The sequence below is a fragment of the Gemmatimonadota bacterium genome (genome assembly GCA_016713785.1).
Taxonomy (GTDB): domain Bacteria; phylum Gemmatimonadota; class Gemmatimonadetes; order Gemmatimonadales; family GWC2-71-9; genus JADJOM01.
On record JADJOM010000003.1, the window covers coordinates 2236625 to 2260996 of the forward strand.

The following is a 24372-nucleotide window of genomic DNA, read 5'->3' on the forward strand; positions in this document are numbered from 1 at the left end:
GGAGCACCGGATCTGGGAGATCGGCGCGGGGCTGCAGCCGCGCGCGGGGAACGCGGCCTGGACATTCAACCAGGCGATCATGGAGCTGGGGGCGCTGGTGTGCACGGCGCGGGTGGCGAAGTGCGAAGTGTGCCCGGTGCGGGCGGTGTGCAGGACAGGAAAGAAGGGAAGCGGGAAGCGGCGACCGAGCGCCCTTCAGGAGCCGCGCAGCGGCGACTCGGGCGCGAGGGAGTGCGGGAAGCGGGGCAGAAGGCTAGAGCGGGCGACGGGATCTGAGTAGTCCCTGGAGGAGCCGTCGCGAGAGCTGGTTCATCTCAGCGATGGGACCGAGCCGCTCGGCGGGGATGAGGGCCAGCTCCCGGGCGAGGTCGAGCAGCTCGGCGGTCTCCACCGCGGAGCCGTAGGCAATACCGAGGTGGCGGGTGTAGTTCGCGCCGGGACCGAAGCTCCACCCTTCGGCGATATTCAGTTGCACGGAGAGCGCGGACCGCTGGAGCTGTCCGAACAGGGCCGTGGCCCATGGCACCCAGCAGTCGCGGGCGAGGAGGAAACACTCGCGGGATACCACGCGGGCAGACCGCCAGGCCCGGAGCGAGCGATGACCGTGCATGCCACATGGTGAAGCGGGGCGGCCGCCCTGCAGGCACCACATCAACGCACGCCGTTCCGTTTCCCTCTTCCCTCTTCCCTCTTCCCTCTTCCCTCTTCCCTCTTCCCGCTTCCCGCTTCCCGCTTCCCGCTTCCCACCGTCCTAGTACTTGTGCAACACCCCCGCCAGCAGGGCGATGAGTCCCAGGTTGCCGGCGATCATCCCGGCCATCGACTGGCGCTTGCGCAGCGCGTCGAAGAGCGGGGCGGAGTCGCCGGTGGGCGACATGCGGGTGAGGCGGCCCAGCGCGGGGAGGGAGACGAAGAGCACCAGCAGCGCGGCGATGACGCCGAAGAGCTGCATGGCCATGAGCCAGGAGCTGGGCGAGGCCTGCCGGGCGGCGGGGACGCTCAGGTGGAAGCCGGAGAGGATGGTGAGGATGATGCCGGGGAGCATCAGGGTGCGGTGGATGCCGTGCAGCATGCGCACGATGACCGCCTGGGTGGCCCGCTCTTCCTTGCGCCCGCGGATGCCGATGAGCATCGCGGCGATGCCGCCGCCGAGCCAGAGGGTGAATCCGAGGATGTGGGCAAGGTAGGAGAGCGTCATCCGGCCACCGTTTCCATGAGCATGAGTTCGTCGAGGGGCTGGCGCCCGTCGAAGCCGCCGTCCACTTCGTGCCAGTGCGCGATCCGGTCCTCGCCGTGGTGCCAGCAGAGGAAGACCAGCCGGTCCTCGCGCAGGGCGTAGAAGTCCACCAGTCCCGCCTCGAAGCCCTTGAAGACGCAGCCGATGGACTCGAGTTCCACCAGGCAGTCGTTGATGCGGATGGCCTCGCGGCTGGCCGCCTCGCGCAGCGCCTGGATCTCCTCGGACTCCCCCTGCTCCGCCCGCCGCGGCGCGCACAGCAGCTCGTAGCGGGCCACCAGCTCCTTCCACCGCGGGTGCGCGAGGAGCAGCTCGCCGACCACCCGCCGCACCAGCGGCAGGGTGGCGGTGGCCTCGCGGACGGTGAAGATGCGGGGCCCGGTCATGCTAGCGCCACACGATCCGGATCCCGGCGACCTGCTCCGGGTGGCTGATGAAGCCGATGACCCGGTGCTCGGAGTCCACCACCGTGATGGTGGGCCGCAGGTGCGACTCGCTGGGATCCTGGTTGAGGTAGATGGCGAAGCCGTCGAGCTCGGTGTCGGGGCCCACCACCGAGCTGTCGGTGCGCATGATCTCGTCGGCGCGGGTGGTCTGGGGGTCCTGCCCCATGGCCAGGCAGCGGGTGACGAGGTCGCGGTCGCTCAGGCACCCCAGGAACCGGCGGGCGCGGTGGTCGTCGACCACCGGCACCACGGAGATGTTGCGGGTCCGGAACATGATCGCCACTTCGCTCGCGGAGGCATTCGCCACCGCCACGAAGGGGTTGGGCACCATGGCGTCGGAGGCTTTCATTGCTCAGCCGGTTGAAGGAGTGGAAGGGCGCGCCCTGGGGGGAATCCTGCCCGCGGACGGCCCCGGGCCGGAATGGCGGCAGGCACGCTACGGCCGCAATTTGCTCATCCGGGCCCCGAATTCAAGCCCGCGAGCGCCGCGCGCGTGGCCACGTACCCTTCCTCGACGTAACTCCGGACCTGGTCCACCTTGAACGTGGAGCCGCGGCGGGTGCGGGGCCGGACGTGCAGCAGCGGCGGCCGGTTGGGGCTGGCGCGCCACAGCGCGAACTGCGCGGCGGTCTGTCCCGACATCAGGATGCCGAGCGCCTCGTTGTGGGCGTCGACCACCGGGGGGAGGCCGCTGGGCGGGCCGGGCTGGGCCAGCTCGTCGAAGCCGGGGCCCACGTCCACCGCCACCACCAGGCGGGCCGGCGGGATGGCGGCGGCCTCGAGCGGCACCACGGCGCGGAGCCCGCCATCGGCGTAGCGCCGCCCCCCGATCTCCGCCGCCGGCAGGAAGAGCGGCAGGGCGCAGCTGGCGTAGAGGGCGTCGAGCAGCGGCGCCTCGCGGCCGCCGTCCCCGAACAGCGCGAGTTCCCCGTTGTCGAGCGCCACCGCGGTGACGGTGAGCGGGTGGACCAGCTCCCCGAAGCGGCGCGCCGGGACCAGTCGCGCCAGCGCGGCGCGGAACGGCTCCGGCTTGAGCAGCGCCCGGGCCCACAGCCCCTTGAAGATGGCGAAGGGGTCGGTCTGCACGATCTCCCGCTCGCCCAGGGTGGCGATCTTCTCCAGCGCCTGCGGCGCCGTCACCCCGCAGGCAAAGAGCGCCGCGAAGACCGACCCCATCGAGGTGCCGAAGAAGCGGGTGGGCACCAGCGCCGCCTCCTCGAGGGCGCGCAGCGCCCCGATGTGCGCCGCCGCCTTGGCGCCACCGCCCCCGCAGACGAGGGTGATCCCCGCCGGGCTCACCGCTTCCGCTCCTCCCGGTGCCGCCGCGCCCGCTCGTGCCGGGCCTGCTCCTCGGGCGTCTCCGGCACCAGCCGGGGCACCCGGCGCGGCTCCCCCGTGTCGTCGATGGCCACGAAGACCACCCGCGCGGTGTGGGTGTGCCGCCGTTCGCCACTCGCCACGTTCTCGGAGTACACCTCGACCGAGACGTCCATCGAGCTGTTCCCGACGTAGTCCACCGAGGCGTGGCAGGTGACCAGCGCCCCCACCGGGATCCGTTCCTTGAAGTCCACCCGGTCGAAGCTCGCCGTCACCGCCGGACCGCCCGCGTGCCGGATCGCCGCCACCGCCGCCGCCTGGTCCACCATGGCGAGCAGGTGCCCGCCGAAGAGGTCGCCCAGCACGTTCTGCATGTGCGGCATGACGAGCGTGGTGAGCTCGGCCTTGCTGAAGGACATCGGGTGGGAGTCGGGCATGGGCCGGGAGCGGGAAGAGGGAAACGGGAAACGGGAAGAGGGAAACGGGAAGAGGGAAACGGGAAGAGGGAAACGGGAAGAGGGGAAGGGGGAACGGGGAAGGGGGATGGGGGATGGCTCACTACCGCCCTACCGCCCTACCGCCCTACCGCCCTACCGCCCTACCGCCTAGTAATCCACCGGCCTCAGATAATACTCCCCGATCGCCGTCTGCGAGAGCATGGCGACCGTGGGGAGGCGGCGCTTCCAGTGGGTGGATTCGAGTCGCCGCTCCACCAGGGCCACCTCCGCCGGGGTGAAGCCGCGGGGCACGACCTGCTCGGCCGGGTACCCCTGCAGCAGCCAGTGGAGGATCAGGTCGGCGCGGGGATACGAGATGCCGAAGTCCGCCTCGTCGGTCTGGCCACGGATCAGGTCGGCGCTGGCCGGCTTGGTGACGATGACGTCGGGGACGCCCAGGTGCCGGGCGAGGGCCCAGACCTGGCTCTTGAAGAGGTCGCCGATGGGATTGACTGGCGGGCTGTCGTCGGCGTGCCAGGTGAAGTAGCCGAAGAGCCGCTCGGTCTTGTTGCCGGTGCCGAGGGGGAGGGCGCCGAGCTCCACGGAGAGGTCGAAGAGGGTGATCATGCGCATCCGGGCCATGACGTTGCCGCGGCGCGCCGGGGTGGAGTCGCCGCCCACGGCCTGCACGATGCCGTCGACGCCGGCGGAGATGTCCACGGTGCGGCTGGGGATGCCGAGCTGGTCGATGACCAGCTGCGCGTGGGCCAGGCTCTCGGGGCTCGAGGTGCGGTAGGGCATGCGGACGGCGGTGACGTTCTCCTTGCCGAGCGCCTCGACGGCCAGAAAGGTCACCAGCGCGCTGTCCACGCCGCCGGAGAGCCCGATCACCGCCTTGCCGAACTTGCGGCGGCGGGTGAGCTCGTCGCGGAGGAACTCCACCAGCCACGTCCGGGTGAGCTCGGGATCGATGGCGAGGGGATCGCTGGCCCCGGCGGATGGGCGGGGCACGGCGGGAGGCGGTTCGGCGGTTCGCCGGTTCGGGGGACTGGTGGGGGCCCGCGAGGGTCCCTCCGGAGCGCCCCCCGGACGAACCGCCCAGCCGCCCAGCCGCCCATCGCCGAGCAGGTGCGGCAGCCGGAGCTGCAGGTCCGACAGCAGCGGCGCCTCGGCCCGGGCGCGGGTGATCTCGTCGAAGTCGAGGGCCACCGGCACCGTGGCCGGCTCGAACAGCGGCGCCTGCAGCAGCACCGTGCCGCGCGGCCCCGCCACGATGGAGCCCCCCGCGAACCCCTTCCCCCCCTCGAACCCCACCAGGTGCGACACCACCACGTACACCCCGTGCTCCTCCGCGATCCCCTGCGCCAGCCGGTCCCAGCGGTCGAGGTTGGCGGGGCGGGAGCCGCCGGCGCGCGGCGCGAGGCCGCGGGCCGGCGTGGCGCTCGGCACCAGGATCACCTGGGCGCCATCCAGCGCCGCGAGCGTGGGGGCCAAGGAATGCCAGGCGTCCTCGCACACCAGCATCGCCGCGCGGCCGAAGCGGGTGTCGAAGGCCTGCACCGAGCGGCCCGGCTCCACGAAGCGTTCCTCGTCGAAGACGCCGTACGTGGGCAGGAACACCTTGCGATGGACGTGCCGGATGCCGGCGTCGGCGCCGCCCAGGCTGGCGTACAGCGCGGAGTTGTGGAGGTGGCTGTTCCAGACCTCGTAGAAGCCCACGCACACCTCGAGCGGCGGGGCGCCGCTCTCCCGGTGCACCCGGGCCAGGTCCTCGAACAGCCGCTCGGCCGGGAGCGCCAGCTCCTGCACCCCGCCCTCGAGGAAGTACCCGGTGAGCGCGGCCTCGGGAAACACCACCAGCGCCGGCGGCTCGTCCCAGGCGGCGACGGCGCGGAACACCTCGCCCGCGCGCGCGAGGTTCGCGGCGTACTCGCCCTTGTCGGGCCGGAACTGCGCGATGGCGATCTGGAGCATGGGGGGAAGATAGCAGGCGGTGGGGCAGCTCGGCGGCTCGGCGGCTGGGGAAGCGAGGGGGGGCCCGCACGGCGGGCGTCCGACGGGGCGGAGGGGTGGGGCGGGACTGGGCGTCCGCCGCGCGGGCCGCCCCGAGCGACACTCGGAGGCTAGCGGCTGGCCAGCGGTGTGCCGAGGGCGAAGCCGGCGGCGGTCGCGGCGAGGGAGAGCGCCACGCTGGCCCCGACATAGGTGAGGGCCTTGCCCCACTGCCCATCCTGCATGAGCGTCACCGACTCGGCGCTGAAGGTGGAGAACGTGGTGTAGCCGCCGCACAGCCCCACCGTCAGGAAGGCGCGCACCTCGGCGCTCAGGGACGGCGGATGGCTGGCCCAGCGGAGCAGGAAGCCGAGCAGGAGCGAGCCGGAGATGTTGACGAGGAGGGTCCCGGTGGGGAACGCGGGGCCGGCGAGGCGCTGGACCCAGCCGCCCAGGAGGTAGCGGAGGACGCCGCCGATGGCGCTGCCCAGTGCGATGTACCAGATCATGCCGGGAGTCCTTAGTTTACCGCCCCATGACGAGCTTCGATGCGATCCAGGGCGTCCTCAACGCCTGCCAGGCCCTGCCGACCGTCCTGACCGGCGGCCAGCCCGACCTCCACCACCTCGACGGGCTCCGGGACTCGGGCTGCGCCGTGGTGCTCGACCTCCGCGCCCCGCACGAGCCACGCGGCTACGACGAGCCCCGGGAGGTGACCACGCGGGGGATGTCCTACGTGAACATCCCGGTGGGAACCGCGCCGCTCAGCGACCAGCTGATGGCGGAGATCCTCGACGTGCTGCGCGGCCACGCGGGCAAGACGATCTTTTTCCATTGCGCCAGCGCCAACCGGGTGGGCGGGGCGCTGCTGCCGCACCTGATCCTCGACCATGACATGGAAGAGGACGACGCCCTGGTGATCGCGCGCCGGGTGGGCCTCCGCGCGCCGGAGCTGGAGCAGTGGGGCCTCGACTATTCCCGGCGCCACCGTCAGGGCAGCGGGGCCTAGCGCCGGTCCCAGTAGAGCCGCATCTCGGTGACCTTGCCGTCCGCGGTCTCGCAGAACATGGCGCCGCGGGCATCGACCCACTCGCCGGTACGGCGGCGGCGGAAGGTGCACTTGAACTCGGTGGCGAACCAGGGGCCGACGATGAAGATCTCGCCGGCGGTGAAGCTGATCTCCGACTGGTGCAGCGGGACGTCGGCCCAGTAGCCCCGCACCGCGTCCATCCCCCGCAGCGGCTCGCTGAAGGGCGTCTCCTGGAACACCGGTTCCGGCGCGAAGACGCCCATCATCACGTCCACCTTGCCCCTGGCCCAGCCGCGGCCGAATTCGTCGACCAGGGTCCGGCCCAGCGCGCGGATGTCACCCGTGCTGTCAGTCATGCGTGGCACTCACTCCATGGGTATGATTCGGGACCGCTCATGGCCCCGAATCTACATGCGCTGCTGGTCCTCTGCGCGACCCTCCAGGCCCCGCCCTGCCCCCCGGACGCCGGTCGCCTCGTGGCGGCGGGATGGACGGCCTACCGGGCCGATTCCATCCCCACGGCGGCGGAGCGCTTCCGGCAGGCTGACCGGCTCTGCGAGGGCCAGCTCGACGCCAAGGTCGGCCTGGGCTACGCGCTGCTCCGGCAGGACCAGGCGGGGGCGGCGGATTCGCTCTTTGCGCTGGTGACCCGGCGCGACTCGCTCAACGGCGACGCCTGGGATGGCCTGGTGCTCACCCGCTGGCGTCGCGGCGACCGCGCCGGGGCCCTCGCCGCCGGCCGCATCGCCCTCCGGCTGCACCCCGACAATTCCACCACCCGCGACCTCCTCACCCGGATCGACCCCGACTGGGACCGCCCCGTCTCGCGCACGCCGGGGCGGCGGCCCGCCACCCTGCGCGTGGATGCCCGCACCCGGGGCGACTTCTTCGAGGTCCCGACGGCCGGCGGCTGGCGCCGGTTCTACGTGAACGGCGTGAACATGGGCGTGGCGCTGCCGGGGAAGTTCCCCTCGGAGTTCCCCCCCGACTCGGCCACCTATGCCGGGTGGTTCCGCCTGATCGCGGGGATGCACGCCAACACGCTGCGGCTCTACACCATCCTGCCGCCCGCCTTCTACCGCGCGCTCCGCGCCTGGAACCGGGCGCATCCGGCGCAGGCGCTCTGGCTGGTGCACGGGGTGTGGACCGAGCTGCCGCCCGAGCACGACTTCAACGACGCGGCGTGGAGCGGCGAGTTCCGGCAGGAGATGCGGCGGGTGGTGGACCTGCTGCACGGCCACGCCGAGATCCCGGTGCGGCCGGGCCACGCCGGCGGGCGCTACGACGCCGACGTCTCCCGCTGGACCCTGGGGTACATCATCGGACGGGAGTGGGAGCCCTACGCGGTGGCGGCGTTCGAGGCGCGGTTCCGGGGCATGGGCGACAGCTACCGCGGCCGCTACCTCGAGACCACGGGCTTCGCGCTCCACATCGACGCGTGGATGGCGGAGGCCTGCGACGACCTGCTGCGCTACGAGGTGGAGCGCTACAACACGCTCCGGCCGATTGCCTACACCAACTGGCCCACGCTCGACCCGCTCACCCACCCCACGGAATCCACCGGGGACGAGGAGCAGGCCTGGCGGGACCGGGTGGGGCGGCCGGTGCCGCGCGCGCCGGCGGAGTACGAGAACGACGCCATCGGCCTCGACGCCATGGCGGTGCGCGCCACCGCGAAGAACCCCGCCGGCTGGTTCGCGAGCTACCACGCCTATCCCTACTACCCCGACTTCATGCTGTACGACCCGGGGTACGACACGACCCGCTCCCGCGCGGGCCGGTCCAACTACTTCGGCTACCTGCGCGAGCTCAAGCGGCACCACCGGGGGGTGCCGCTGCTGCTCTCCGAGTACGGGGTGCCCTCGAGCCGCGGCATGGCGCACCTCCAGCCGCAGGGCTGGCACCACGGCGGCCACGACGAGGTGGCCATGGCGCGCATCGACGCCCGGCTGACCCGCGAGATCCGGGAGAGCGGCGCCGCGGGCGGGATCATCTTTGCCTGGATCGACGAGTGGTTCAAGAAGAACTGGCTGGTGCTCGAGTACGAGCGCCCGCTGGAGAACACCCGGCAGTGGCACAACGTCGAGGACGCCGAGCAGCACTACGGCATCCTCGGGATGTACGCCGGGAGCGACACGGCGGCGCGGCCGCTCGGTGGCGCGGCGGCGCGCTGGCGGGGCATGCCCGCCCTGCCCTACCCCGCCCCGCCGGTGGGAGCGGAGGCGCGGGCGCGCCCGGCGCTGCGCGCGGGGAGCGACGAGTCGTACCTCTACCTGGCGGTGGAGTTCCCCGACCTGGCCGGGCAGCCGTTCCCCTGGGCCACCGAGGACGTGATCGTCGCGCTCGACACCTACCGCCGCGACCTGGGCCAGCGCGCGCTGCCGGGCGGGCTGCTCAGCGGCGAGGTCGGGTTCGAGTTCGCGGCGATCTTCCGCGACAGCGCCGACGCGGAGCTGCGGATCGTGCCGGGGTACAGCCCGTACGTGGGGGGTGAGGCCATCGACACGCTGGGCGACGACTACAGCCGCTTTGCCCGCCGCCCCATCACCATCCCGGCGCTCGCCGACGGCCGCTACGACTCGATGTTCGTCATCACCAACCGGGCCCGCTTTGCGCGGGACGGGCGCTTCTTCCCCGCCTCGGGCCACAACCGCGGCCGGCTGCGCTACGGCACCGCGGCGCAGTCCACGCTGAGCGACTGGACCTGGGACCGCGCGGCGGGGATGCTGCAGCTCCGCCTCCCCTGGAACCTGCTCAACGTGAGCGACCCCTCCACCGCCACCCTGCTGTACGAGGAGCGCGCCGGGGACGACATCGGCACCGCGCGGAGCGACGGGTTCCGGATCGGGGTGGCGCGGGTGGCGGCCACGCCGGGTGCCGCACCGGCGCTGCTGGCCACCCTGCCCGCGGCGCGGCCGGATGGCACCTGGGGCGCCGCCGACTTCCCCAGCTGGGAGTGGCCCACCTGGACCGTCCCGCGCTATCATGAGCGCCTCAAGCCGGTGTACGACTCCCTCAAGGCGGTGTGGTCCAGGCCATGACGATCTCCCCGCGCCACCTGCTGCCGGCGGCCCTCCTGCTGTGCGCCGCGCCCGCGCTCCGCGCGCAGTCGGCCACCGCCGACTCGCTGTGGGCCGCGGGCGAGTACGCCGCCGCCCGGGGGGCCTACGAACGGGCGCTGCACGACAACCCCGGCTGGGTGCGCGGGCTGTACCGCCTCGGCATCCTCGCCGCGTGGGACGGCCGCCTCGACTCGGCCCTGGCGCTGCTGCGTGATGCACGCGAGATGGAGCCGGCGGAGCCGGACGTGCGGGCGTGGGAGGCGAAGGTGCTGGCGTGGCAGGGGCGCTACCGCGAGGCCACGCTGCGCTACGACTCGCTGCTGGCCGAGCAGCCCGGCCACCGCGACGCCCGGTTCGGGCGGGCGCAGGCGTTTGCCTGGTCGGGCCGCCACGCCGAGGCCGACCGGGAGTTCCGCGCGCTGGTGGCGGCCGATCCGGCGGATGCCGAGGCGCTGGTGGCGCTGGCGCAGCTGCGGCAGTGGCAGGGACGGCCCGACGAGGCGAGTCACTACGCCGCGCTGGCGCTGACCGTGGCGCCGGAGGACCGTGCGGCGCGGGCGATCCAGCGGCAGGCGCGGGTGCTGAGCCGGCCCCGGGTGGAGGTGGTGCTCGGCTTCGGGCACGACTCCGACGACAACAACACCGCGTGGCAGACGGTCACCACCTCGCTGATCGTGGCGGATGGCCTGCGCGGGTTCGCGGGGGTCGGCGCCCTCGAGGCCAGCGACCCGGTGCAGGACGGCACCCGGGTGCACGGAGAAGTCGGCGCCACCTGGTGGCGTGGCGACCTCTCGCTCACCGGCGCGGTCGGCGCCCGCCGGCTGCGGTCCGACTTCGGCATCGACCGCTCCACCGCCACCGTCCGCACCGCGCTGGGGCTCCGGCTGAGCCCCACCGCGGGGGTCGGCGTGGGGTACGCCCGCACCAGCTTCGACGAGACCGCCGCGCTGATCGGCGGCGGCCTCGACATCCACGACCTCTCGGCCGACGGCGACGTGGAGCTGACCCGGTCGCTCTCGCTCGGGGTGGGCGGCGGGATCGGCTTCCTCTCCGACGACAACCGCCGGACCTCCGCCGTGGTGGCGCTCACCCAGCGGGTGGCGCCGCGGCTCACGATCGGGGTGTATGGCCGCTCGCTCAGCTACCGCGGCAAGGGCACGGGGTACTTCTCTCCCGACCGGTTCCTGGTGGCGGAGGGGCGCGCGGCGTGGACCTACGCGGTGTCGCGCTGGGAAACCCGGCTCTCCGGCGGGCTCGGGGTGCAGCAGGTGGGGAGCGGCGGTTCCGCGCAGGCCGAAGGGCACCTCGAGGCCCGGCTGGCCCGCCGCTGGGCCACCATCAACGAGGCCGGGCTCGCCCTGGGATACTCCCACAGCGCCATCAGCAGCACCACGGGCGCCTTCGACTACTACACGCTGGTCCTGAACCTCAGGCTGGGTCTCTGATGCGCCTCGATTCGTACTGCGGCGAGATGCGCGCCGCCACCGCCGAGTTCCTCGCCACCCTCGAGGGCGCGTCCCGGTCCGAGTGGGGCTGGAAGCCCGCCCCCGACCGCTGGTCGGTGTACGAGATCGCGGAGCATACCTGCACCGTGCAGCGCGGCGTGGAGCGGCTGTTCAGCGCCAAGCTGCTGGGGCAGCCCCTCACCCCCGACACCGCGCAGCCGCAGCACAGCGACGAGGACATCGCGCGGTTCCTCGCCGCCGGCGGCCGGCCGGTCCGCGCCCCCGAGATGGTGAACCCGAAGGGGCGCTGGAGCAGCCGGGAGGAGATCGCCCAGGTGTTCACCGCCTCGACCGAGGCGCAGATCGCCTGGGTCGAGGCCCACGCCGACACCGACCTCCGGCGCTACGGCTCGCCCCACCCGATGCTGGGCATGCTCGACGGGGTGCAGTGGATGATCCTGCTGGCCGCGCACGCCCGGCGCCATGCGCAGCAGGTGCGGGAGGTGAGGGCGAAGTACGCGGCGACGGGAGGATGAGAGAACTCCGGGGAAACGGGAAACGGGAAACGGACCGAAGCTGGAACCCGCCTCGCTCCCCCGCTTCCCGCTTCCCGCAGTCACTCCACGTACGTCTCGAAGAACCCGCTCCCGCTGTCGGCCACCGCGGCTCCCGCCACCGTTCCCTCCAGCGTAAAGCGCCCCCGCATCTGCAGGAAGCTGCGCCCCATGGCGCCCGCGCCCATGCGGGTGGCCTGGGCGTCGAGGATCGTGGCACGGACGCGGAGGGTGTCGGCGTCGCGGGCGGCGAGGAACTCGAAGCGGGCGGGCACGGCCACGTTGCCCCGGCCGGGAAGGCGCCCGTCGTAGCGCACCACGTGGGAGCGCAGGATCTGCCGCACGCCCAGCGAATCCACCAGCGCCACGAAGATGGGCGGCGCACCGGTGCGGGTGAGGGTGTCCTCCGGGGCGTACACCGCGCCGTAGAGGATGTTGAACCGCGCGCCGCTGGCGGCACCCCAGTCCCAGGTCACGTTGCGCCACACGCCCCAGTTGTGGTCGTGGTAGGCGGGCGCGCCGGCCAGGGTGGTGCAGCGCGCCCCGACACAGATGCGCCCGCTCGCGGTGGCGGCGAGCGCGGGCACCACGTAGCCGGAGGGGGACGCCCCCTCGCGCAGCTCCACCGGCGGGAAGAAGCGATGGGGCGCCGGCACCACGGTGAGTGACAGGCGGAGCGCGCCGCCGGGGCCGCCACTGGCGGCCTCGAGGGTGTAGCGGCCATCGGCCTGGCGCACGGTGTTGCCGCCGAGGGTGAGGTCGGCGCGGGTGGTATCGAACACCACCGAGTCCGACGGGAAGCTGGCGCTGTAGCGGGTGTAGCGGCCGCCGGGCTGGCGGTGGGTCACCAGCAGCTGCCCGCCCCAGCGGCCGGTGGGCACCGCGCCGCCGACCAGGTAGGTGATGTACCACCACTCGTCGGGACCGGCGGCCACGTTGAAGTAGTGCCACTCCCCCCAGGTGGAGTCGGGGGTGGTCGGCAGGTGGAAGCGGTCGAGTTCGTCGTAGAGCTGGCCGGGGGTGGGCGCGAGCCAGGCGGAATCGGCGGCGTGATCGGCCCAGCGGCCGGCGCGGAGCTTGAGCCCGGCGCCCAGCGCCGCGGCGCGGCTCGGGATCTCGCCGCCGGCCCGCGCCACCACGGAGCGCGCGCCGTGGCGGAGGTACACCAGCTTGTTCTCGAGCGCGGGGGAGACCGCCGCCACCCGCGCGGCGTGGCGCGCGCCGCCGAGCAGCTGGCGGGTGAGGAACCGCGCCCGCGCGATCCCGAAGAACATCCCGCTCACCCCGCCGGTGCGCATCGCCTCGACGTCGATGCCCTGCGGCAGCACGGTCAGCTCGCCGCCCCCCACCAGCGACACGTCCTGCGACTGCTCCAGCATGGCCTGCCCCACCGAGAGCAGCACGATCATCACCCCGACCCCCAGCCCGTAGCCGAGCAGGAGGAAGAGCGAGCGGCCCTTCTTCACCAGCAGGTGGCGGAAGGCCAGGATGGTGATCATCGGACGGTGTCGGCGGAGATCCGGCCGTCGAGCATGTGGACCACGCGGCCCGCCTCGGCGGCGAGGCGCTCGTCGTGGGTCACCACCACCAGGGTGGTGCCGTCGAGCGCCAGGCGGCGGAACAGGTCGAGGATGCCGCGACCGGTGGCGGCGTCGAGTTCCCCGGTGGGCTCATCGGCCAGGATGAGCGCCGGCCGGTTGGCGAGCGCGCGGGCGATGGCCACCCGCTGCATCTCGCCGCCGGAGAGCTGGGTGGCGCGGTGGCCCGCGCGCGCGCCGAGGCCCACGTAGTCGAGCAGCTCGCGGGCGCGGGCGCGGCGCGCGTCCCGGTCCAGCCCCGCCTCCGCCATCGGCAGCTCCACGTTCTCCTGCGCGGTGAGCACCGGCAGCAGGTGGAAGCGCTGGAACACGAAGCCGAGCCGGGTGAGGCGGAGCCGGGTAAGGGCGCGGTCGGGGAGCGCGCCGAGCACCACGCCGCCGATCTCCACCGTGCCGCGGCTCGGGGTGTCGATGCCCCCCAGCAGCTGCAGCAGGGTGGACTTGCCGCAGCCGCTCGGCCCCACGATGGCCGCGTAGTCGCCGGGGCGGATGGTGAGCGAGACGCCCCGGAGGGCGTGCACCACCTCGCCGTGCATCGGGTAGTCCTTGGCGAGGTCGGTGGCGATGAGCGTGCTCAGGTGGCCTCCGTGCGGAGCGTGGCCGCGATCGGCGCCCGGGCCGCGACCAGCGCGGGATAGGCGCCGGCGAGGATGCCGGTGCTCACCAGCACCAGCGCGGCCACCGCGAGGCTCCGCGGCTCGGGGACGAAGAACGAGATGGCGGCCGGGAGGCCGGGAAAGCTGGTGAGGATCCGGTCGAGGAACCGCGCGGTGAGCACCCCGAGGCCGGTGCCGAGCAGCCCGCCGATCAGGGTGAGCAGCGCGCCCTCCAGCATCACGCCACGGACGATGGTGCCCCGCGCGATGCCGATGGCGCGCAGGGTGGCGATCTCGCCCAGCCGCTCGTTGACGGTGATGGTCATCAGGGTGGAGACCAGCAGCACCGTCACGCCCAGGCTGATCACGCCGAGGATGTAGGAGAGCTGGCGGAAGTAGACCAGCCGCTCCCGGAAGCGGATGACGAGGTCGGCCACGCTGTTCACCTCGAGGGTGGGGAGCGCGGCCCGGAGCCGCGCCGTGGCCGCCGCGGCGAGCGTGTCGTCGCGCACCCGCACCACGAAGAGCGACACCCGGTCCTCGGCGCGGTTCCCCGCGAGCGCCTGCAGCACCGGCACCAGGGTGCCGATGGAGGGCTGCCCGCGATAGTCGTAGAGCCAGCGCACCGTGCCGCGGACCACCAGCCGCCGCTCGGTGCCCGCCAGCGCCACCTGCGGGTCGAGCCGGCTCACCAGGGTGAGCGTGTCGCCGAGGCGGGCGCCGAGGAGCGCGGCGGCGGGGGGGCTCAGGAGCAGGCCGGTGCTGTCGCCCGGGGCGAGATCGGCGCCCTCCTCCACCTGGTACACCGCCTGGGCGGCGGGATCGATGCCGTTGCCGAAGAGCGTCACCAGCGAGTCGCCGCGGCGCGCGTAGATCGCCGTGCCGAGCGCGGCGCCCACCGAGGTCACGGCGGGATCGGCCGCCACCACGCGGGCCACGCCCGCGGCGTCGGGGATCGTCGCCTCGGAATCGAAGGGCAGCGTGCCCTTGGGGGAGATCCGGATCTGGTACCCGCGCCCCAGCAGGAGCTGCGCGAATGACCGCTCGATCCCGCCGGCCAGCAGCACCATGTCGAGCAGCATGGCGGTGGTCACCATGATGCCGGCAATGGCGAGCAGGGTGCGGACCGGGTGACGGAACAGGTTGCGGATCATCCCCGTCCCCACAGGATCTGCGGGCTGGTCCGCACCAGCCGCCACGCCGCGAGCGCGCCGGCCAGGAGCCCGAGTCCCAGCGACAGGGCCACGCTGAAGCGGATGATCGCGGGGGTCACCACCGAGAAGACCAGCGTGGTGTCGAAGAAGCGCTGGTAGTACAGGTTGGTCGCGGCGCTCGCGGCGGCGGCGAGGAGCACGCCGAGCACCGATCCCACCGCGGCCACCAGGATGGCCTCGAGCAGCAGGGCCAGGAAGATCGTGAGCCGGCTGATGCCGGTGAAGCGCATGACTGCCGCGTCGCGGCGCCGCTCCTCGACCTTGAGCAGCATGATGCAGAGGAGGAAGATGGCGCTCGCCACCACCGAGATCACGGCGATGGCGTCGTGGAAGCGGCTCACCACCCGGAACGTCTGCGACGATTCGCGGGCGATCTCGGCGGAGGGGTAGGCACGGAAGCCGAAGGCCACCGTGTTGAGCTCGGCGGCCGCGGCGGCGGGCGCCACGCCGGGCCGGAGCGCCACCCCGAAGCGGTCCACCCGGTCCGGGGCACCGAGCAGCGCGGCCAGGTCGGGAAGGTGGAAGCGGAGGTGGTAGTCGCGCCGGGTGATGGTGGAGGGATCGGCGCTGGGCTCGTAGATGGCGGCCACCACCACCCGGCGGTCGAGGGCCCCGGCTTCGATGCCGAGGTCCAGGGTGTCGCCCACCTGCGCGCCGAGGGCGGCGGCCAGCCGGCGCTCGAGGGCGATGGGAGACGGCTCGTCGGCTCGGCGGCTCGGCGGCTGGGGGAGTGCGGTGCTGTCCAGGCCGGTTGCCAGTGCCAGGGCGATGAACGTCCAGATTTGCAGGTCCCACCTCCACACTCGAGACGCCGACCCGTCCCCAAGGGGATTCCCTCGCGCCCGGGTCGCGGCGTCGCCGCTCCCGAGGGGCGCTCGGTCACCGCGCCACGGAGCGGGCAATCTACCCACTCTTGGCGGGGGACCGGTTCAACGTTAGTGTAGTGTCACACCCATGACACGATTCGAGACGCCGCGGGTTTCCGTGGTTGGGGCCGGAGAGATCGGCCGGGGCTGGTCCGCGCTCTGCATCGCGGCGGGGTGGCCCATCACCATCTACGACGCGGACGCCGACGCCCTGGCGCGGGCGGCCGACGCCATTGCCGACCGGGTGGTGGCGCTGCTGCGGCTCAAGCGCGCCGACCCGACCGTGGCGGAGGTGGCGCTCAACCAGATGGTGGTGGGCCGCAGCCTGCTGCAGGCGGTGGGCGAGGCGGACTGGATCATCGAGGCGGTGCCGGACGAGCTGCAGGTCAAGGTCAAGGCGTTGCAGCTGACGGAGCAGGTGGCGCGGCGCGCGGCGATCATCACCAGCAGCGCCAGCGCCCACGGCCCCACCGCCCTCTCCAGTCGGCTGGAGCGGCCCGACCGGTTCCTGGTGGCGCACCCCCAGACCCCGGTGGAGTTCATCCCGCTGGTGGAGGTGGTGCCGAGCCCGCACACCGACCCGGCCTGCGTGGAAGACATCCGGTTCTGGCTCAGCATGCTGGGCCGGGCGCCGGTGGTGCTCAAGAAGGAAGTGCCTGGCAACCTGGCGGGGCGGCTCTCGGCGGCGGTGTGGCGGGAGTGCATCCAGCTGGTGGTCGATGGCGTGCTGGACGTCGAGGACGTGGACCGCGCGGTCTCCATCGGCCCGGCGCTCGAGTGGGTGGCCACCGGGCCCCACCTCGATCACCACCTCGACTCCGGGCGCTGGGGGGTGGAGCTCTACCTCTCGCGGCTGTTCGCCGAGCACGAGCCCATCTGGCAGTCGCTCGCCGACTGGAAGCACCTGCCGCCGGAGGAGCAGAAGCGGGTCATCAAGCTCATCGACCGGGCCTACACCCCGCACACCGACGAACTGCGCGAGGCCCGCCTGCAGCGGCTGGTCCGCATGCTCGGCGCCATCCGGGAATAACCCCCGCTACCGCCTTACCGCCCTACCGCCGCTTGAAGGCGTGCTCCACGCTCAGGTACAGGAACAGCGCCTCCTCCCCCGCGCTTGGCCCCAGGCCGCGGGTGTACGCCACGCCGGGCACCACCTGCCAGCCGCTCGCCCCGTTGAACGCCCAGCGCACGCCGGGGTTGAGCCACGCCTCCGAGCGCCCGCGGGTGCGGCCGTCGCCGATCACCTCGCCGGTGCGGGCCCAGAGCCCCTCCACCAGCAGGTTGAGCCGCGGGTGGGCCGACCAGATGACGCTCCCGCCCGCGAAGCCCGCCAGGCTCGCCGCCACGTGCTCGCGGGTGTCGTGGGCACGGGGGATCCAGGTGCCGCCGGCGTTGAGGACGGCGGTGAAGCGGGGGGAGAACTGCAGGTTCACCGGCAGCGCCGCCTGCAGGCCCACGCCGCCGCGGCCGCGCCCGGCGCGGACCGAGCCGGTGGGGAGGAGCAGGGAGAGCCGCGGGGCCATGGCAAGCATCGTCTCGCCGCTGCCCACGGCCTGGCGGCGATAGTTGAGCAGGATGTCGCCGAACCCGGTGGTGCCCTCGCGCTGCAGCGGGACGGTGTAGCTGAGCTGGTCGGCCAGGCCGCGCCAGGGCCACTCCTGCGTGAAGCTGGCGGCCCAGGCGCCCCCCGGCGAGCGGCTGAAGGTGCTGATGTGCTGCACCACGCCGGCGTCCTGGTTGTAGGCCTCCTCGATGAGGAAGCTGTTGTCCCGGATCGGCTCCTCCTGGACGGCCGCCAGGGCGCGCGGCAGGAGGAGCAGCAGCAGCGCCGCGGCGGCGCGGCTCACGCGGGGCTGCCCGGGGCGCAGAGCAGCATGCCCGCCAGGTCGTGCGCCACCACCTGCTCCTTGCGGCCGATGCGGAGGCGAAGCGGGCCGGCGAACGGCTCCCGCGCCACCACCCGCACCCGCGCGCCCGGCACCAGCCCCGCGGCGCTCAGGTAGCGCAGCCGATCGGGCTGGCTGGTCTGCACCCGCCGGATCTCCACCTCGCTCCCCACCGGGACCTCCGCCAGCGCCACGTAGACGATCTCCGCCAGCGTGCCGTCGGGCCCGGGGATCGGGTCGCCGTGGGGATCCTCGAGCGGGTCGCCGAGCACCTTGGCCATCCGCTCCACCAGGGTGTCGGAGACGGCGTGCTCCAGCCGTTCCGCCTCCTCGTGCACGGTGTCCCAGGTGTAGCCCAGGTGCGCCACGAGGTAGGACTCGATCAGCCGGTGCCGGCGCAGCATGCGGAGCGCGATGCGGCGGCCTTCGGCGGTGAGAGTGGCGCCGCGGTAGGGCTCGTGCGCCAGCAGCCCCTGCTCGGCGAGGCGGCGCACCATGCCGCTCACCGAGGCGGGGGCGAGGTCGAGCGCCTGGGCCAGTTCCGTGGTGCCGGCGGCGCTGCCCCCCGCCGAGAGGTGGAAGACGGCCTTGAGGTAGTCCTCGGCCGAGCGGGTGAGGGGCTCGCGGGGGAGCTGGCCGGTCATGGGGCGACGAGCCTCCAGAGCTGGGCCACGAGGAAGCAGGCCACGAACCCCAGCCCGAGGGGCAGGAGCACCGAGAGCACCGTCCAGCGGGTGCTGCCCGTTTCCTTGTAGATGGTGTAGATCGTCGTGCTGCACGGGTTATGCAGCAGCGAGAAGAGCATCAGGTTGATGCCGGTGAGCGCGGTCCAGCCGGCGCCGTGGAGCAGGGCGGACACGGCGGCGGGGCTGTCGAGCTCGAACATCACGCCGTCGCCCGGCCCCACCCCGGCGATCCGCGCCGTGAGCACCGTGAGCATCAGCACGGTGGGGATGACGATCTCGTTGGCCGGGATCGCCACCACGTAGGCCAGCAGGATCACCCCGTTGAGGCCCAGCAGGATGCCGACGGGATCGAGGGCGTCCACCGCGTGGGCGGCGAGGCTGGCCCCGCCCACGTGGATGTTGCAGATGAGCCAGATCACGGCCCCCGCCGGCGCGGCGAAGACCACCGCCCGCCACAGCACGATGAGGGTGCGGTCGATCAGCGAGGTGTACAGCGTCCGCAGGATGCTGGGCGGCCGGTAGGGGGGCAGCTCGAGGCTGAAGGTCGTGGCCTCGCCGCGCAGCACGGTGCGGGTGAGCAGCCAGGACGAGGCGAACATGAGCACGATGCCGAGCACCGCGACGCCTACCACCGCGCTGGCGGCGGCCAGCCCGGCCAGCGGGGCCGGCACCACCGCGCCCACGAAGATCGTGGCCATGAGGATCTGGGTGGGCCAGCGGCCGTTGCACAGCGAGAAGTTGTTGGTCAGGATGGCCACCAGCCGCTCGCGCGGGCTGTCGATCACCCGGGTGGCCACCACCCCCGCCGCGTTGCAGCCGAAGCCCATGCACATCGTCAGCGCCTGCTTGCCGTGCGCGCCGGCCCGGCGGAACAGCGCGTCGAGGTTGAACGCCACCCGCGGCAGGTAGCCGAAGTCCTCGAGCAGGGTGAAGACGGGGAAGAAGATGGCCATCGGCGGCAGCATCACGCTGATCACCCAGGCGGTGGCCAGGTAGATGCCATCGAACAGCAGGCCGTTGAGCCAGGCGGGCAGGCCGATGGCCACCCCGCCCTGCTTGAGCCACGGCTGCAGCTGGTCGATCAGCCCGTCGGCCAGCATCGCGGAGGGGACGTTGGCCCCGGCGATGGTGAGCCAGAAGACCACGGTGAGGATCAGCAGCATCACCGGGAAGCCGAAGCTCCGGCTGGTGAGCAGCTGGTCCAGCCGGCGGTCGAAGTCGAACCGGGCCCGCTTGATGCCCCGCAGCTCCACCCGCGACGCGATGCCCTGCGCCGCGCGGTACACCCCTTCCGCCAGGCTGTCCTCGAAACTCGGCTGCAGCTGCCAGCGGAGGCGGTTCACGGTGTCGAGCAGGGCGCTGGCGGCGTCCGGCCCCACCGCCCGGATCCCCGGCGTCCCTTCCTCGCCGATCACGCCCTCGCGCACCGCCTCCTCGATCCGCTGGTCCCCCTGCAGCAGCCGCAGCGCCACCCAGCGGGCGTTGGGGAGCGCGGGGAAGGCGCGCTCCACCGCGGGCAGCATCTCGCGCAGGGCCCGGTCCACCTCGGGGGGATAGGCCTCCAGCCGGTACGGCGCGGTGCCGCGCTGGCCGGAGGCCACCGCCAGGATGGCGTCGAGCAGCGCCGGGATGCCCTCGCCTCGGCGCGCCGCGGCGGCCACCACCGGCACCCCGAGCTCCCGCTCAAGCTTGGCGGGGTCGACGGCGATGCCGTGCCGCCGGGCCTCGTCCATCAGGTTGAGGCAGACCACCACGCGGTCGGTGATCTCCAGGATCTGCAGCGCCAGGTGGAGGTTCCGCTCCAGCCGGGTGGCGTCGAGCACCACCACGGTCACGTCGGGGCGGCCGAAGAGCAGGAAGTCGCGCGCCACCTCCTCGTCGGTGCTGCCCGCCTGGAGCGAGTAGGTGCCGGGGAGGTCCACCAGCCGGATCCGCTTGCCGCCGTGCGAGAAGACGCCTTCGGCGCGGCTCACGGTCTTGCCGGGCCAGTTGCCGGTGTGCTGCCGCAGCCCGGTGAGGGCGTTGAAGACGGTGCTCTTGCCGGTGTTCGGGTTGCCGGCGAGGCCCACCAGGAAGTCGTGGCGGCCGGTGCGGCTGGTGAGCTGCACCAGCTCACCGGCCTTCGGGGCGGGGCGGGACAGGGGGGTGGCCGTCACGTCAGGAGGCCCGCGCCGCGGGGAGCGGCTCCACCTGGATCAGCTCCGCCTGCACCCGCCGGAGGGCGATCAGCGCCCCGCGGATCTGGTAGGCCACCGGATCGCCGCCGGGGCTGGCGTATTCGGCGGTGATGACGGTGCCCGGCACCACGCCCAGGTCGAGCAGCCGCCGCCGCGCCGGACCCTGGCACGCCGCGGCGATCCGCACCACCTGCGCCGACTCGCCGGGCCGGAGCGCGGCGAGGCTGCCGTGGATCCGCTCGTCGAGCGGCTCGCCCCCCGCCAGCGGCTCGGCGCTCACCTGGTCGGCCACCACGCGCGGGATGGCGTGCACCTGCCCGTCGAAGCGGAAGCTCACCTCCTGCGGCCCGGATGCGAGCAGCCGCAGCCGTACCCCGGGCCGGAGCCCGAGCGCCAGCATCCGCTCGAAGGCCTCGCGGGGCTCATCCTCGAGGTGCACCACCGTCACCGCCGCTCCCTCCGGAAAGGCGGAGAGGGGCCGGTCGGCGCGGACCGGCAGCTCGCCGGTGCTGGTGGGGATCGGATCGCCGTGGGGATCGAAGCGCGGGTGGCCGAGGGTGGCGGAGAGCCGTTCAGTCTCGGCCGCCGTGAGCCGGTGCTCCCGCCGCTCGGCTTCCTCGTGCCACTCCGCCGGCGCCACGCCGGTCTGGTCGGCGAGGTACCGCTCCAGCAGCCGGTGGGTGCGCACCATGCGGAGCGCGTAGTCGCGTCCCGCGGGGGTGAGCGACAGCCGGCCGTCGTCGCTCAGCGCCAGCCCCTGCTCCGCCAGGTGTTCCACCAGCCGCATGGCGTGGGCGCGGCCGACCTCGAGCGCGCCAGCCAGGGCATCGATGGTGGCCGGCCGCGCACCTTCTTCCATCTGCCGGATCTGCTTGAGGGCATCCTCCAGCCAGACCCGCTCCGTCATCCGGGAGATCCGGAGCGCGCGGGCGATGAGCCCCCGGCGCGGCCAGGCGATGAGCGCGACGACGCCCGCCCCCAGCGCAAAGAGCGAGAGGGCGACGGCCGGGGCGACGGTCTGGGCCTGCTGGAGCACGGAGTAGTCCCTTGGTTGTACAAGGCAACAAATAATTTAGTATGTACGAAATATCAAGGGTGCGAAATCCAGTCGGCGGCGGGCGGGGTTACAGCAGGTCGAGCAGGGGGGTGAGGATCCGTTCGGTGAGGCCCCAGACCACCCCCTGGGAGAGGTGGTAGGCGGGGAACACCCGTGACTCGCCGCGCAGGTGCACGGTGGCATCGCGGTAGATGGTGGGATCCCGCAGTTCGGCCAGGGGCACCCAGAAGGCGTCGGCCACCTCGGAGTTGGCGGCGAGCGGCGGCCGGTCGGCGAGCCCGAAGACGAACGGACGGATGATGATCAGGCGGGGGAGCGGGGAGCGGGGCCAGACATCGTCGAGCATGCCGAGGAGGCGGTCGCGGGAGAGGACGCAGCCGACCTCCTCGACCGTCTCGCGCATGGCGGTGGCGCAGAGATCGGGATCGTCGGGGTCGACCCGGCCCCCGGGGAGGCCGAGGTGGCCGGACCAGGGATCGCCGACGCGCTCGGCGCGCCGGATGAGGAGGACGGCGTCGGGATCGGGGGAGAGGAGGACGGCGACGGCGGCCCGCTGGGTATCCTGGTCAGCGGGGCCTTCCTGGGGCTGCCGGCCGCCGAGGGCGGCGGCCAGCCGGTCCTGCACCGGCATCAGTGGCAGCCGCAGCCGCCTCCGCCACAACCGCCGCCCTTGGAGCCGCCCATCGGTCCCAGGGAGCCGAGGTTGAAGTCGGAGTTGCCGCTGCCCGGGCGGGCCGGGGCGGACATGAGGCGCTCCACCTTGGTGTTCTCGCAGGCGGGGCAGCTGACCTTGGTGTCGCCGCGGACCAGGCGCTCGAACGCCTTGCCGCAGGACGGGCAGTGGAATTCGTAGATGGGCATGGGGGAAATATAGGCGGCTCGGTGACCGAGCGCCCTTCGGGAGCGGCGAAGCCGCGACCCGGGCGCGAGGGAATCCCCCTGGGGACGGCTCGGCGGAATGGTGAGCGGCCGTGCCTAGAGGTGCCGCCCCAGCCATTTGAGGGTCTCGTCGAACGCCTCGGCGAGGGGCGGGGTCATCCCGGCGAAGGGGTGCACGGCACCGAAGGTGTGGCCGCCGCCCTCGACGAGGTGGAATCGCCGCGACTGCTCGGCCCGCCACCCGTCGGCCAGGGCCCGTGCCTCGTCCACGGGCACCGATTCATCATCGGCGCCGTGCAGCAGCAGCCACGGCTGCGCCAGTCGGCGGGCGGCGGCGAGGATGTCCAGCGCGGCGGCGTGATCGCGCACGTCGTCCAGCACGTCGGTGTTGATGCGCAGCACCTGGCCGGTGCGGGTGTTCACCGAGTCGAGGTACCCCGCCGCGCGCCAGGCCGCTTCCTTGCCATCCCAGCGGGACACCTTCGAGATCGCGGCCCAGGTCACCAGCGCCTGCACCCGGGGATCGCCCGCGGCGGCGAGGATGGCCATGCCGCCCCCGCGCGAGTGGCCCACCAGTCCCACGTGCGGCGTGGGTGGCATGCCGAGGCGTCCGGACTCGAGCGCGTCGAGCAGGGTGCGGATGTCGGCGAGCTCGGCCGAGTAGGTGTTGCGGGCAAAGGCGTCGGGCAGGGAGAACTCGCCCCGGGCATCGACGCCGCTGCCGCTCAGGTTGCACGAGACGGCGCTGAACCCCGCCCGGGCGATGCGCTCGGCCAGCGGCGGGAACATCCCCCAGTCCTTGAATCCCTTGAACCCGTGCACGATCAGCACCGCGGGCCGGGGCAGCTGCCGGTCGCTGGTGCGGACGTCCACCAGGAGCGGCCCCAGGGCGCCGTCGAGCGTGTGCCGGGTGAGGGAGGGTGTGGCCATCAGGACACCGCGGCTTCCATGAGGTCCACGGTGCCCTGCCCCGCGTCGAACCGGGCGCGCACGCCCAGCGGCAGGGTCCACTGGTCGTCCACGTGGCCGAAGGGGAAGCCGTAGGCGACCGGGATGCCGAGGGGGAGGAGGTAGGTCTCCAGCACCTCGTCGAAGCGGAGCGCGCCGCCGTCGCCGGCGCCGCGCTTCATGTCGGTGAACTGGCCGATGAGCACGCCGGCCAGGCCGTCGAGCGCGCCCATCATCCGGAACTGGGCCAGCAGCCGGTCCACGCGGTAGAGGTCCTCGCCCACGTCCTCGAGGAAGAGGATGGCGCCGTCGAGGTCGGGGAAGTAGCGGGTGCCGGCGAGCGCGGCGAGCAGGGTGAGGTTGCCGCCGATGAGCGGGCCGTCGGCGATGCCCTCGCGCAGGGTGATGAGCCGCGGGCTCCGGGGCGCGAGCACGCCGGCCGGGGGTGGCAGGGTGCCGAGGCGGCCGGCCGGCGCGGCGGCGGTGAGCACCCGCTCCAGGTGGCCGCGACTGAAGCTGGTGAGCGGGGCACGGGACATCGGGCCGTGGAAGGTGGTGACCCCGGTGACCTGGTGCAGGGCGACGAGCAGCGCGGTGATGTCGGAGAAGCCGAGCACCGGCTTGGGGCGCGCGGCGAAGGCGCCGAAGGCCACGTTGTCGAGGATGCGGGTGACGCCGAAGCCGCCGCGCAGGCACCAGACGGCGTCGATGGAGGGGTCGGTGAGGGCGTGGTTGAGGTCGGCGAGGCGCGCCTCGTCGGTGCCGGCCAGGTAGCCGTGGCGATCGAGGCAGTGGGCGCCGGGCACCGGCTCCACGCCGAGGCCGGCGCAGAGCCACTGCGCGCGGGCGAGGTCGTCACGCTCGGAGAGCGGGCCGGCCGGGGCGATGAGCGCCACCCGCTGGCCGGGGCTGATCCGGGGCGGGCGCCGGGGAACGATGGACATG

General features: G+C 73.2%; 26 protein-coding genes. 5 read left to right on the forward strand and 21 right to left on the reverse strand.

Translation table 11 applies throughout. The features are described from left to right. Nucleotides 1-253: 253 nt before the first annotated feature. The 8 genes from IPJ95_18120 to crcB all read right to left on the reverse strand — a co-directional run bounded on the left by IPJ95_18120 (nucleotide 254) and on the right by crcB (nucleotide 5938). Nucleotides 254-568, reverse strand: coding sequence for a four helix bundle protein (locus IPJ95_18120; GenBank protein ID MBK7925518.1), 315 nt, complete (start codon nucleotides 566-568; stop codon nucleotides 254-256). Nucleotides 569-751: 183 nt separating this feature from the next. Beyond that, a complete protein-coding gene (locus IPJ95_18125) occupies nucleotides 752-1198 on the reverse strand; it encodes a DUF2269 family protein (GenBank protein MBK7925519.1) in 447 nt (148 codons plus the stop codon). Beyond that, nucleotides 1195-1623: a DUF2203 domain-containing protein gene (locus tag IPJ95_18130; protein MBK7925520.1), complete on the reverse strand. Its 429-nt coding sequence runs from the start codon at nucleotides 1621-1623 to the stop codon at nucleotides 1195-1197. The genes IPJ95_18125 and IPJ95_18130 overlap by 4 nt, the downstream gene beginning before the upstream one ends. 1 nt (nucleotide 1624) lies before the next feature. Then, nucleotides 1625-2032 carry a CBS domain-containing protein gene (locus IPJ95_18135; protein MBK7925521.1) on the reverse strand — a complete coding sequence of 136 codons (408 nt, stop codon included), beginning with the start codon at nucleotides 2030-2032 and terminating at the stop codon, nucleotides 1625-1627. A gap of 104 nt (nucleotides 2033-2136) precedes the next feature. Next, nucleotides 2137-2982, reverse strand: a complete 846-nt coding sequence (locus tag IPJ95_18140) for a patatin-like phospholipase family protein (protein ID MBK7925522.1) — start codon at nucleotides 2980-2982, stop codon at nucleotides 2137-2139. After that, on the reverse strand, nucleotides 2979-3437 hold the full coding sequence (locus IPJ95_18145) for an acyl-CoA thioesterase (GenBank protein MBK7925523.1): 459 nt from the start codon (nucleotides 3435-3437) through the stop codon (nucleotides 2979-2981). Before IPJ95_18145 ends, IPJ95_18140 begins: the two co-directional genes overlap by 4 nt. A 168-nt stretch (nucleotides 3438-3605) precedes the next feature. Beyond that, complete coding sequence (locus IPJ95_18150) at nucleotides 3606-5411, reverse strand: NAD+ synthase (GenBank protein MBK7925524.1); 1806 nt, start codon at nucleotides 5409-5411, stop codon at nucleotides 3606-3608. Between the two features lie 149 nt (nucleotides 5412-5560). After that, the gene (crcB, locus tag IPJ95_18155; GenBank protein MBK7925525.1) at nucleotides 5561-5938 is read right to left on the reverse strand and encodes a fluoride efflux transporter CrcB; all 378 of its coding nucleotides are present in this window, start codon (nucleotides 5936-5938) and stop codon (nucleotides 5561-5563) included. A 26-nt stretch (nucleotides 5939-5964) separates the two neighbouring features. Between crcB and IPJ95_18160 the strand changes: the two genes are divergently transcribed. Next, a complete protein-coding gene (locus IPJ95_18160) occupies nucleotides 5965-6438 on the forward strand; it encodes a hypothetical protein (protein MBK7925526.1) in 474 nt (157 codons plus the stop codon). On the opposite strand, the gene IPJ95_18165 is transcribed toward IPJ95_18160, so the two are convergent. Next, nucleotides 6435-6815: a nuclear transport factor 2 family protein gene (locus IPJ95_18165; GenBank protein ID MBK7925527.1), complete on the reverse strand. Its 381-nt coding sequence runs from the start codon at nucleotides 6813-6815 to the stop codon at nucleotides 6435-6437. The genes IPJ95_18160 and IPJ95_18165 overlap by 4 nt on opposite strands. A 39-nt stretch (nucleotides 6816-6854) precedes the next feature. Between IPJ95_18165 and IPJ95_18170 the strand changes: the two genes are divergently transcribed. The 3 genes from IPJ95_18170 to IPJ95_18180 are packed head-to-tail and all read left to right on the forward strand — an operon-like array spanning nucleotide 6855 to nucleotide 11502. Further along, nucleotides 6855-9500: a hypothetical protein gene (locus IPJ95_18170; protein ID MBK7925528.1), complete on the forward strand. Its 2646-nt coding sequence runs from the start codon at nucleotides 6855-6857 to the stop codon at nucleotides 9498-9500. After that, nucleotides 9497-10966: a tetratricopeptide repeat protein gene (locus IPJ95_18175; GenBank protein MBK7925529.1), complete on the forward strand. Its 1470-nt coding sequence runs from the start codon at nucleotides 9497-9499 to the stop codon at nucleotides 10964-10966. Before IPJ95_18170 ends, IPJ95_18175 begins: the two co-directional genes overlap by 4 nt. Then, complete coding sequence (locus IPJ95_18180) at nucleotides 10966-11502, forward strand: DinB family protein (protein ID MBK7925530.1); 537 nt, start codon at nucleotides 10966-10968, stop codon at nucleotides 11500-11502. Before IPJ95_18175 ends, IPJ95_18180 begins: the two co-directional genes overlap by 1 nt. Nucleotides 11503-11582: 80 nt before the next feature. On the opposite strand, the gene IPJ95_18185 is transcribed toward IPJ95_18180, so the two are convergent. Genes IPJ95_18185 through IPJ95_18200 form a run of 4 tightly spaced genes read right to left on the reverse strand, consistent with a single transcriptional unit; the run spans nucleotide 11583 to nucleotide 15731 of the window. Further along, complete coding sequence (locus tag IPJ95_18185) at nucleotides 11583-13019, reverse strand: hypothetical protein (protein ID MBK7925531.1); 1437 nt, start codon at nucleotides 13017-13019, stop codon at nucleotides 11583-11585. Beyond that, complete coding sequence (locus IPJ95_18190; protein ID MBK7925532.1) at nucleotides 13016-13696, reverse strand: ABC transporter ATP-binding protein; 681 nt, start codon at nucleotides 13694-13696, stop codon at nucleotides 13016-13018. The genes IPJ95_18185 and IPJ95_18190 overlap by 4 nt, the downstream gene beginning before the upstream one ends. Continuing rightward, a complete protein-coding gene (locus tag IPJ95_18195) occupies nucleotides 13693-14868 on the reverse strand; it encodes an ABC transporter permease (GenBank protein ID MBK7925533.1) in 1176 nt (391 codons plus the stop codon). Before IPJ95_18195 ends, IPJ95_18190 begins: the two co-directional genes overlap by 4 nt. Continuing rightward, nucleotides 14865-15731, reverse strand: coding sequence for an ABC transporter permease (locus IPJ95_18200; protein ID MBK7925534.1), 867 nt, complete (start codon nucleotides 15729-15731; stop codon nucleotides 14865-14867). The genes IPJ95_18195 and IPJ95_18200 overlap by 4 nt, the downstream gene beginning before the upstream one ends. A gap of 151 nt (nucleotides 15732-15882) precedes the next feature. On the opposite strand from IPJ95_18200, the gene IPJ95_18205 reads away from it, so the two are divergent. Beyond that, a complete protein-coding gene (locus tag IPJ95_18205) occupies nucleotides 15883-16824 on the forward strand; it encodes a hypothetical protein (protein ID MBK7925535.1) in 942 nt (313 codons plus the stop codon). Nucleotides 16825-16846: 22 nt separating this feature from the next. Here IPJ95_18205 and IPJ95_18210 read toward each other — a convergent pair whose 3' ends face one another. From IPJ95_18210 to IPJ95_18245, 8 genes are all read right to left on the reverse strand, one after another. Next, nucleotides 16847-17641 (reverse strand): transporter, encoded by a 795-nt coding sequence (locus IPJ95_18210; protein MBK7925536.1) that lies wholly within the window; start codon nucleotides 17639-17641, stop codon nucleotides 16847-16849. After that, nucleotides 17638-18324: a metal-dependent transcriptional regulator gene (locus IPJ95_18215; GenBank protein ID MBK7925537.1), complete on the reverse strand. Its 687-nt coding sequence runs from the start codon at nucleotides 18322-18324 to the stop codon at nucleotides 17638-17640. The genes IPJ95_18210 and IPJ95_18215 overlap by 4 nt, the downstream gene beginning before the upstream one ends. Next, nucleotides 18321-20522, reverse strand: a complete 2202-nt coding sequence (feoB, locus tag IPJ95_18220; protein ID MBK7925538.1) for a ferrous iron transport protein B — start codon at nucleotides 20520-20522, stop codon at nucleotides 18321-18323. Before feoB ends, IPJ95_18215 begins: the two co-directional genes overlap by 4 nt. A gap of 1 nt (nucleotide 20523) precedes the next feature. Further along, nucleotides 20524-21579: a FeoA domain-containing protein gene (locus IPJ95_18225; protein MBK7925539.1), complete on the reverse strand. Its 1056-nt coding sequence runs from the start codon at nucleotides 21577-21579 to the stop codon at nucleotides 20524-20526. An 88-nt stretch (nucleotides 21580-21667) separates the two neighbouring features. After that, nucleotides 21668-22231 (reverse strand): CoA pyrophosphatase, encoded by a 564-nt coding sequence (locus IPJ95_18230; protein ID MBK7925540.1) that lies wholly within the window; start codon nucleotides 22229-22231, stop codon nucleotides 21668-21670. After that, on the reverse strand, nucleotides 22231-22461 hold the full coding sequence (locus tag IPJ95_18235; protein MBK7925541.1) for a zinc ribbon domain-containing protein: 231 nt from the start codon (nucleotides 22459-22461) through the stop codon (nucleotides 22231-22233). The genes IPJ95_18230 and IPJ95_18235 overlap by 1 nt, the downstream gene beginning before the upstream one ends. A gap of 114 nt (nucleotides 22462-22575) precedes the next feature. Continuing rightward, nucleotides 22576-23409 (reverse strand): alpha/beta fold hydrolase, encoded by an 834-nt coding sequence (locus IPJ95_18240; GenBank protein ID MBK7925542.1) that lies wholly within the window; start codon nucleotides 23407-23409, stop codon nucleotides 22576-22578. Beyond that, a complete protein-coding gene (locus IPJ95_18245) occupies nucleotides 23409-24371 on the reverse strand; it encodes an LD-carboxypeptidase (GenBank protein MBK7925543.1) in 963 nt (320 codons plus the stop codon). The genes IPJ95_18240 and IPJ95_18245 overlap by 1 nt, the downstream gene beginning before the upstream one ends. Nucleotide 24372 lies beyond the last annotated feature (1 nt).

Bases quoted from the DNA above. Each gene is read 5' to 3' on its own strand.
- IPJ95_18125 (MBK7925519.1), bottom strand. From the start codon at position 1,198: ATGACGCTCTCCTACCTTGCCCACATCCTCGGATTCACCCTCTGGCTC.
- IPJ95_18130 (MBK7925520.1), bottom strand. From the start codon at position 1,623: ATGACCGGGCCCCGCATCTTCACCGTCCGCGAGGCCACCGCCACCCTG.
- IPJ95_18135 (MBK7925521.1), bottom strand. From the start codon at position 2,032: ATGAAAGCCTCCGACGCCATGGTGCCCAACCCCTTCGTGGCGGTGGCG.
- IPJ95_18145 (MBK7925523.1), bottom strand. From the start codon at position 3,437: ATGCCCGACTCCCACCCGATGTCCTTCAGCAAGGCCGAGCTCACCACG.
- IPJ95_18150 (MBK7925524.1), bottom strand. From the start codon at position 5,411: ATGCTCCAGATCGCCATCGCGCAGTTCCGGCCCGACAAGGGCGAGTAC.
- crcB (MBK7925525.1), bottom strand. From the start codon at position 5,938: ATGATCTGGTACATCGCACTGGGCAGCGCCATCGGCGGCGTCCTCCGC.
- IPJ95_18160 (MBK7925526.1), top strand. From the start codon at position 5,965: ATGACGAGCTTCGATGCGATCCAGGGCGTCCTCAACGCCTGCCAGGCC.
- IPJ95_18165 (MBK7925527.1), bottom strand. From the start codon at position 6,815: ATGACTGACAGCACGGGTGACATCCGCGCGCTGGGCCGGACCCTGGTC.
- IPJ95_18170 (MBK7925528.1), top strand. From the start codon at position 6,855: ATGGCCCCGAATCTACATGCGCTGCTGGTCCTCTGCGCGACCCTCCAG.
- IPJ95_18175 (MBK7925529.1), top strand. From the start codon at position 9,497: ATGACGATCTCCCCGCGCCACCTGCTGCCGGCGGCCCTCCTGCTGTGC.
- IPJ95_18180 (MBK7925530.1), top strand. From the start codon at position 10,966: ATGCGCCTCGATTCGTACTGCGGCGAGATGCGCGCCGCCACCGCCGAG.
- IPJ95_18185 (MBK7925531.1), bottom strand. From the start codon at position 13,019: ATGATCACCATCCTGGCCTTCCGCCACCTGCTGGTGAAGAAGGGCCGC.
- IPJ95_18195 (MBK7925533.1), bottom strand. From the start codon at position 14,868: ATGATCCGCAACCTGTTCCGTCACCCGGTCCGCACCCTGCTCGCCATT.
- IPJ95_18205 (MBK7925535.1), top strand. From the start codon at position 15,883: ATGACACGATTCGAGACGCCGCGGGTTTCCGTGGTTGGGGCCGGAGAG.
- IPJ95_18215 (MBK7925537.1), bottom strand. From the start codon at position 18,324: ATGACCGGCCAGCTCCCCCGCGAGCCCCTCACCCGCTCGGCCGAGGAC.
- IPJ95_18230 (MBK7925540.1), bottom strand. From the start codon at position 22,231: ATGCCGGTGCAGGACCGGCTGGCCGCCGCCCTCGGCGGCCGGCAGCCC.
- IPJ95_18235 (MBK7925541.1), bottom strand. From the start codon at position 22,461: ATGCCCATCTACGAATTCCACTGCCCGTCCTGCGGCAAGGCGTTCGAG.
- IPJ95_18240 (MBK7925542.1), bottom strand. From the start codon at position 23,409: ATGGCCACACCCTCCCTCACCCGGCACACGCTCGACGGCGCCCTGGGG.
- IPJ95_18245 (MBK7925543.1), bottom strand. From the start codon at position 24,371: ATGTCCATCGTTCCCCGGCGCCCGCCCCGGATCAGCCCCGGCCAGCGG.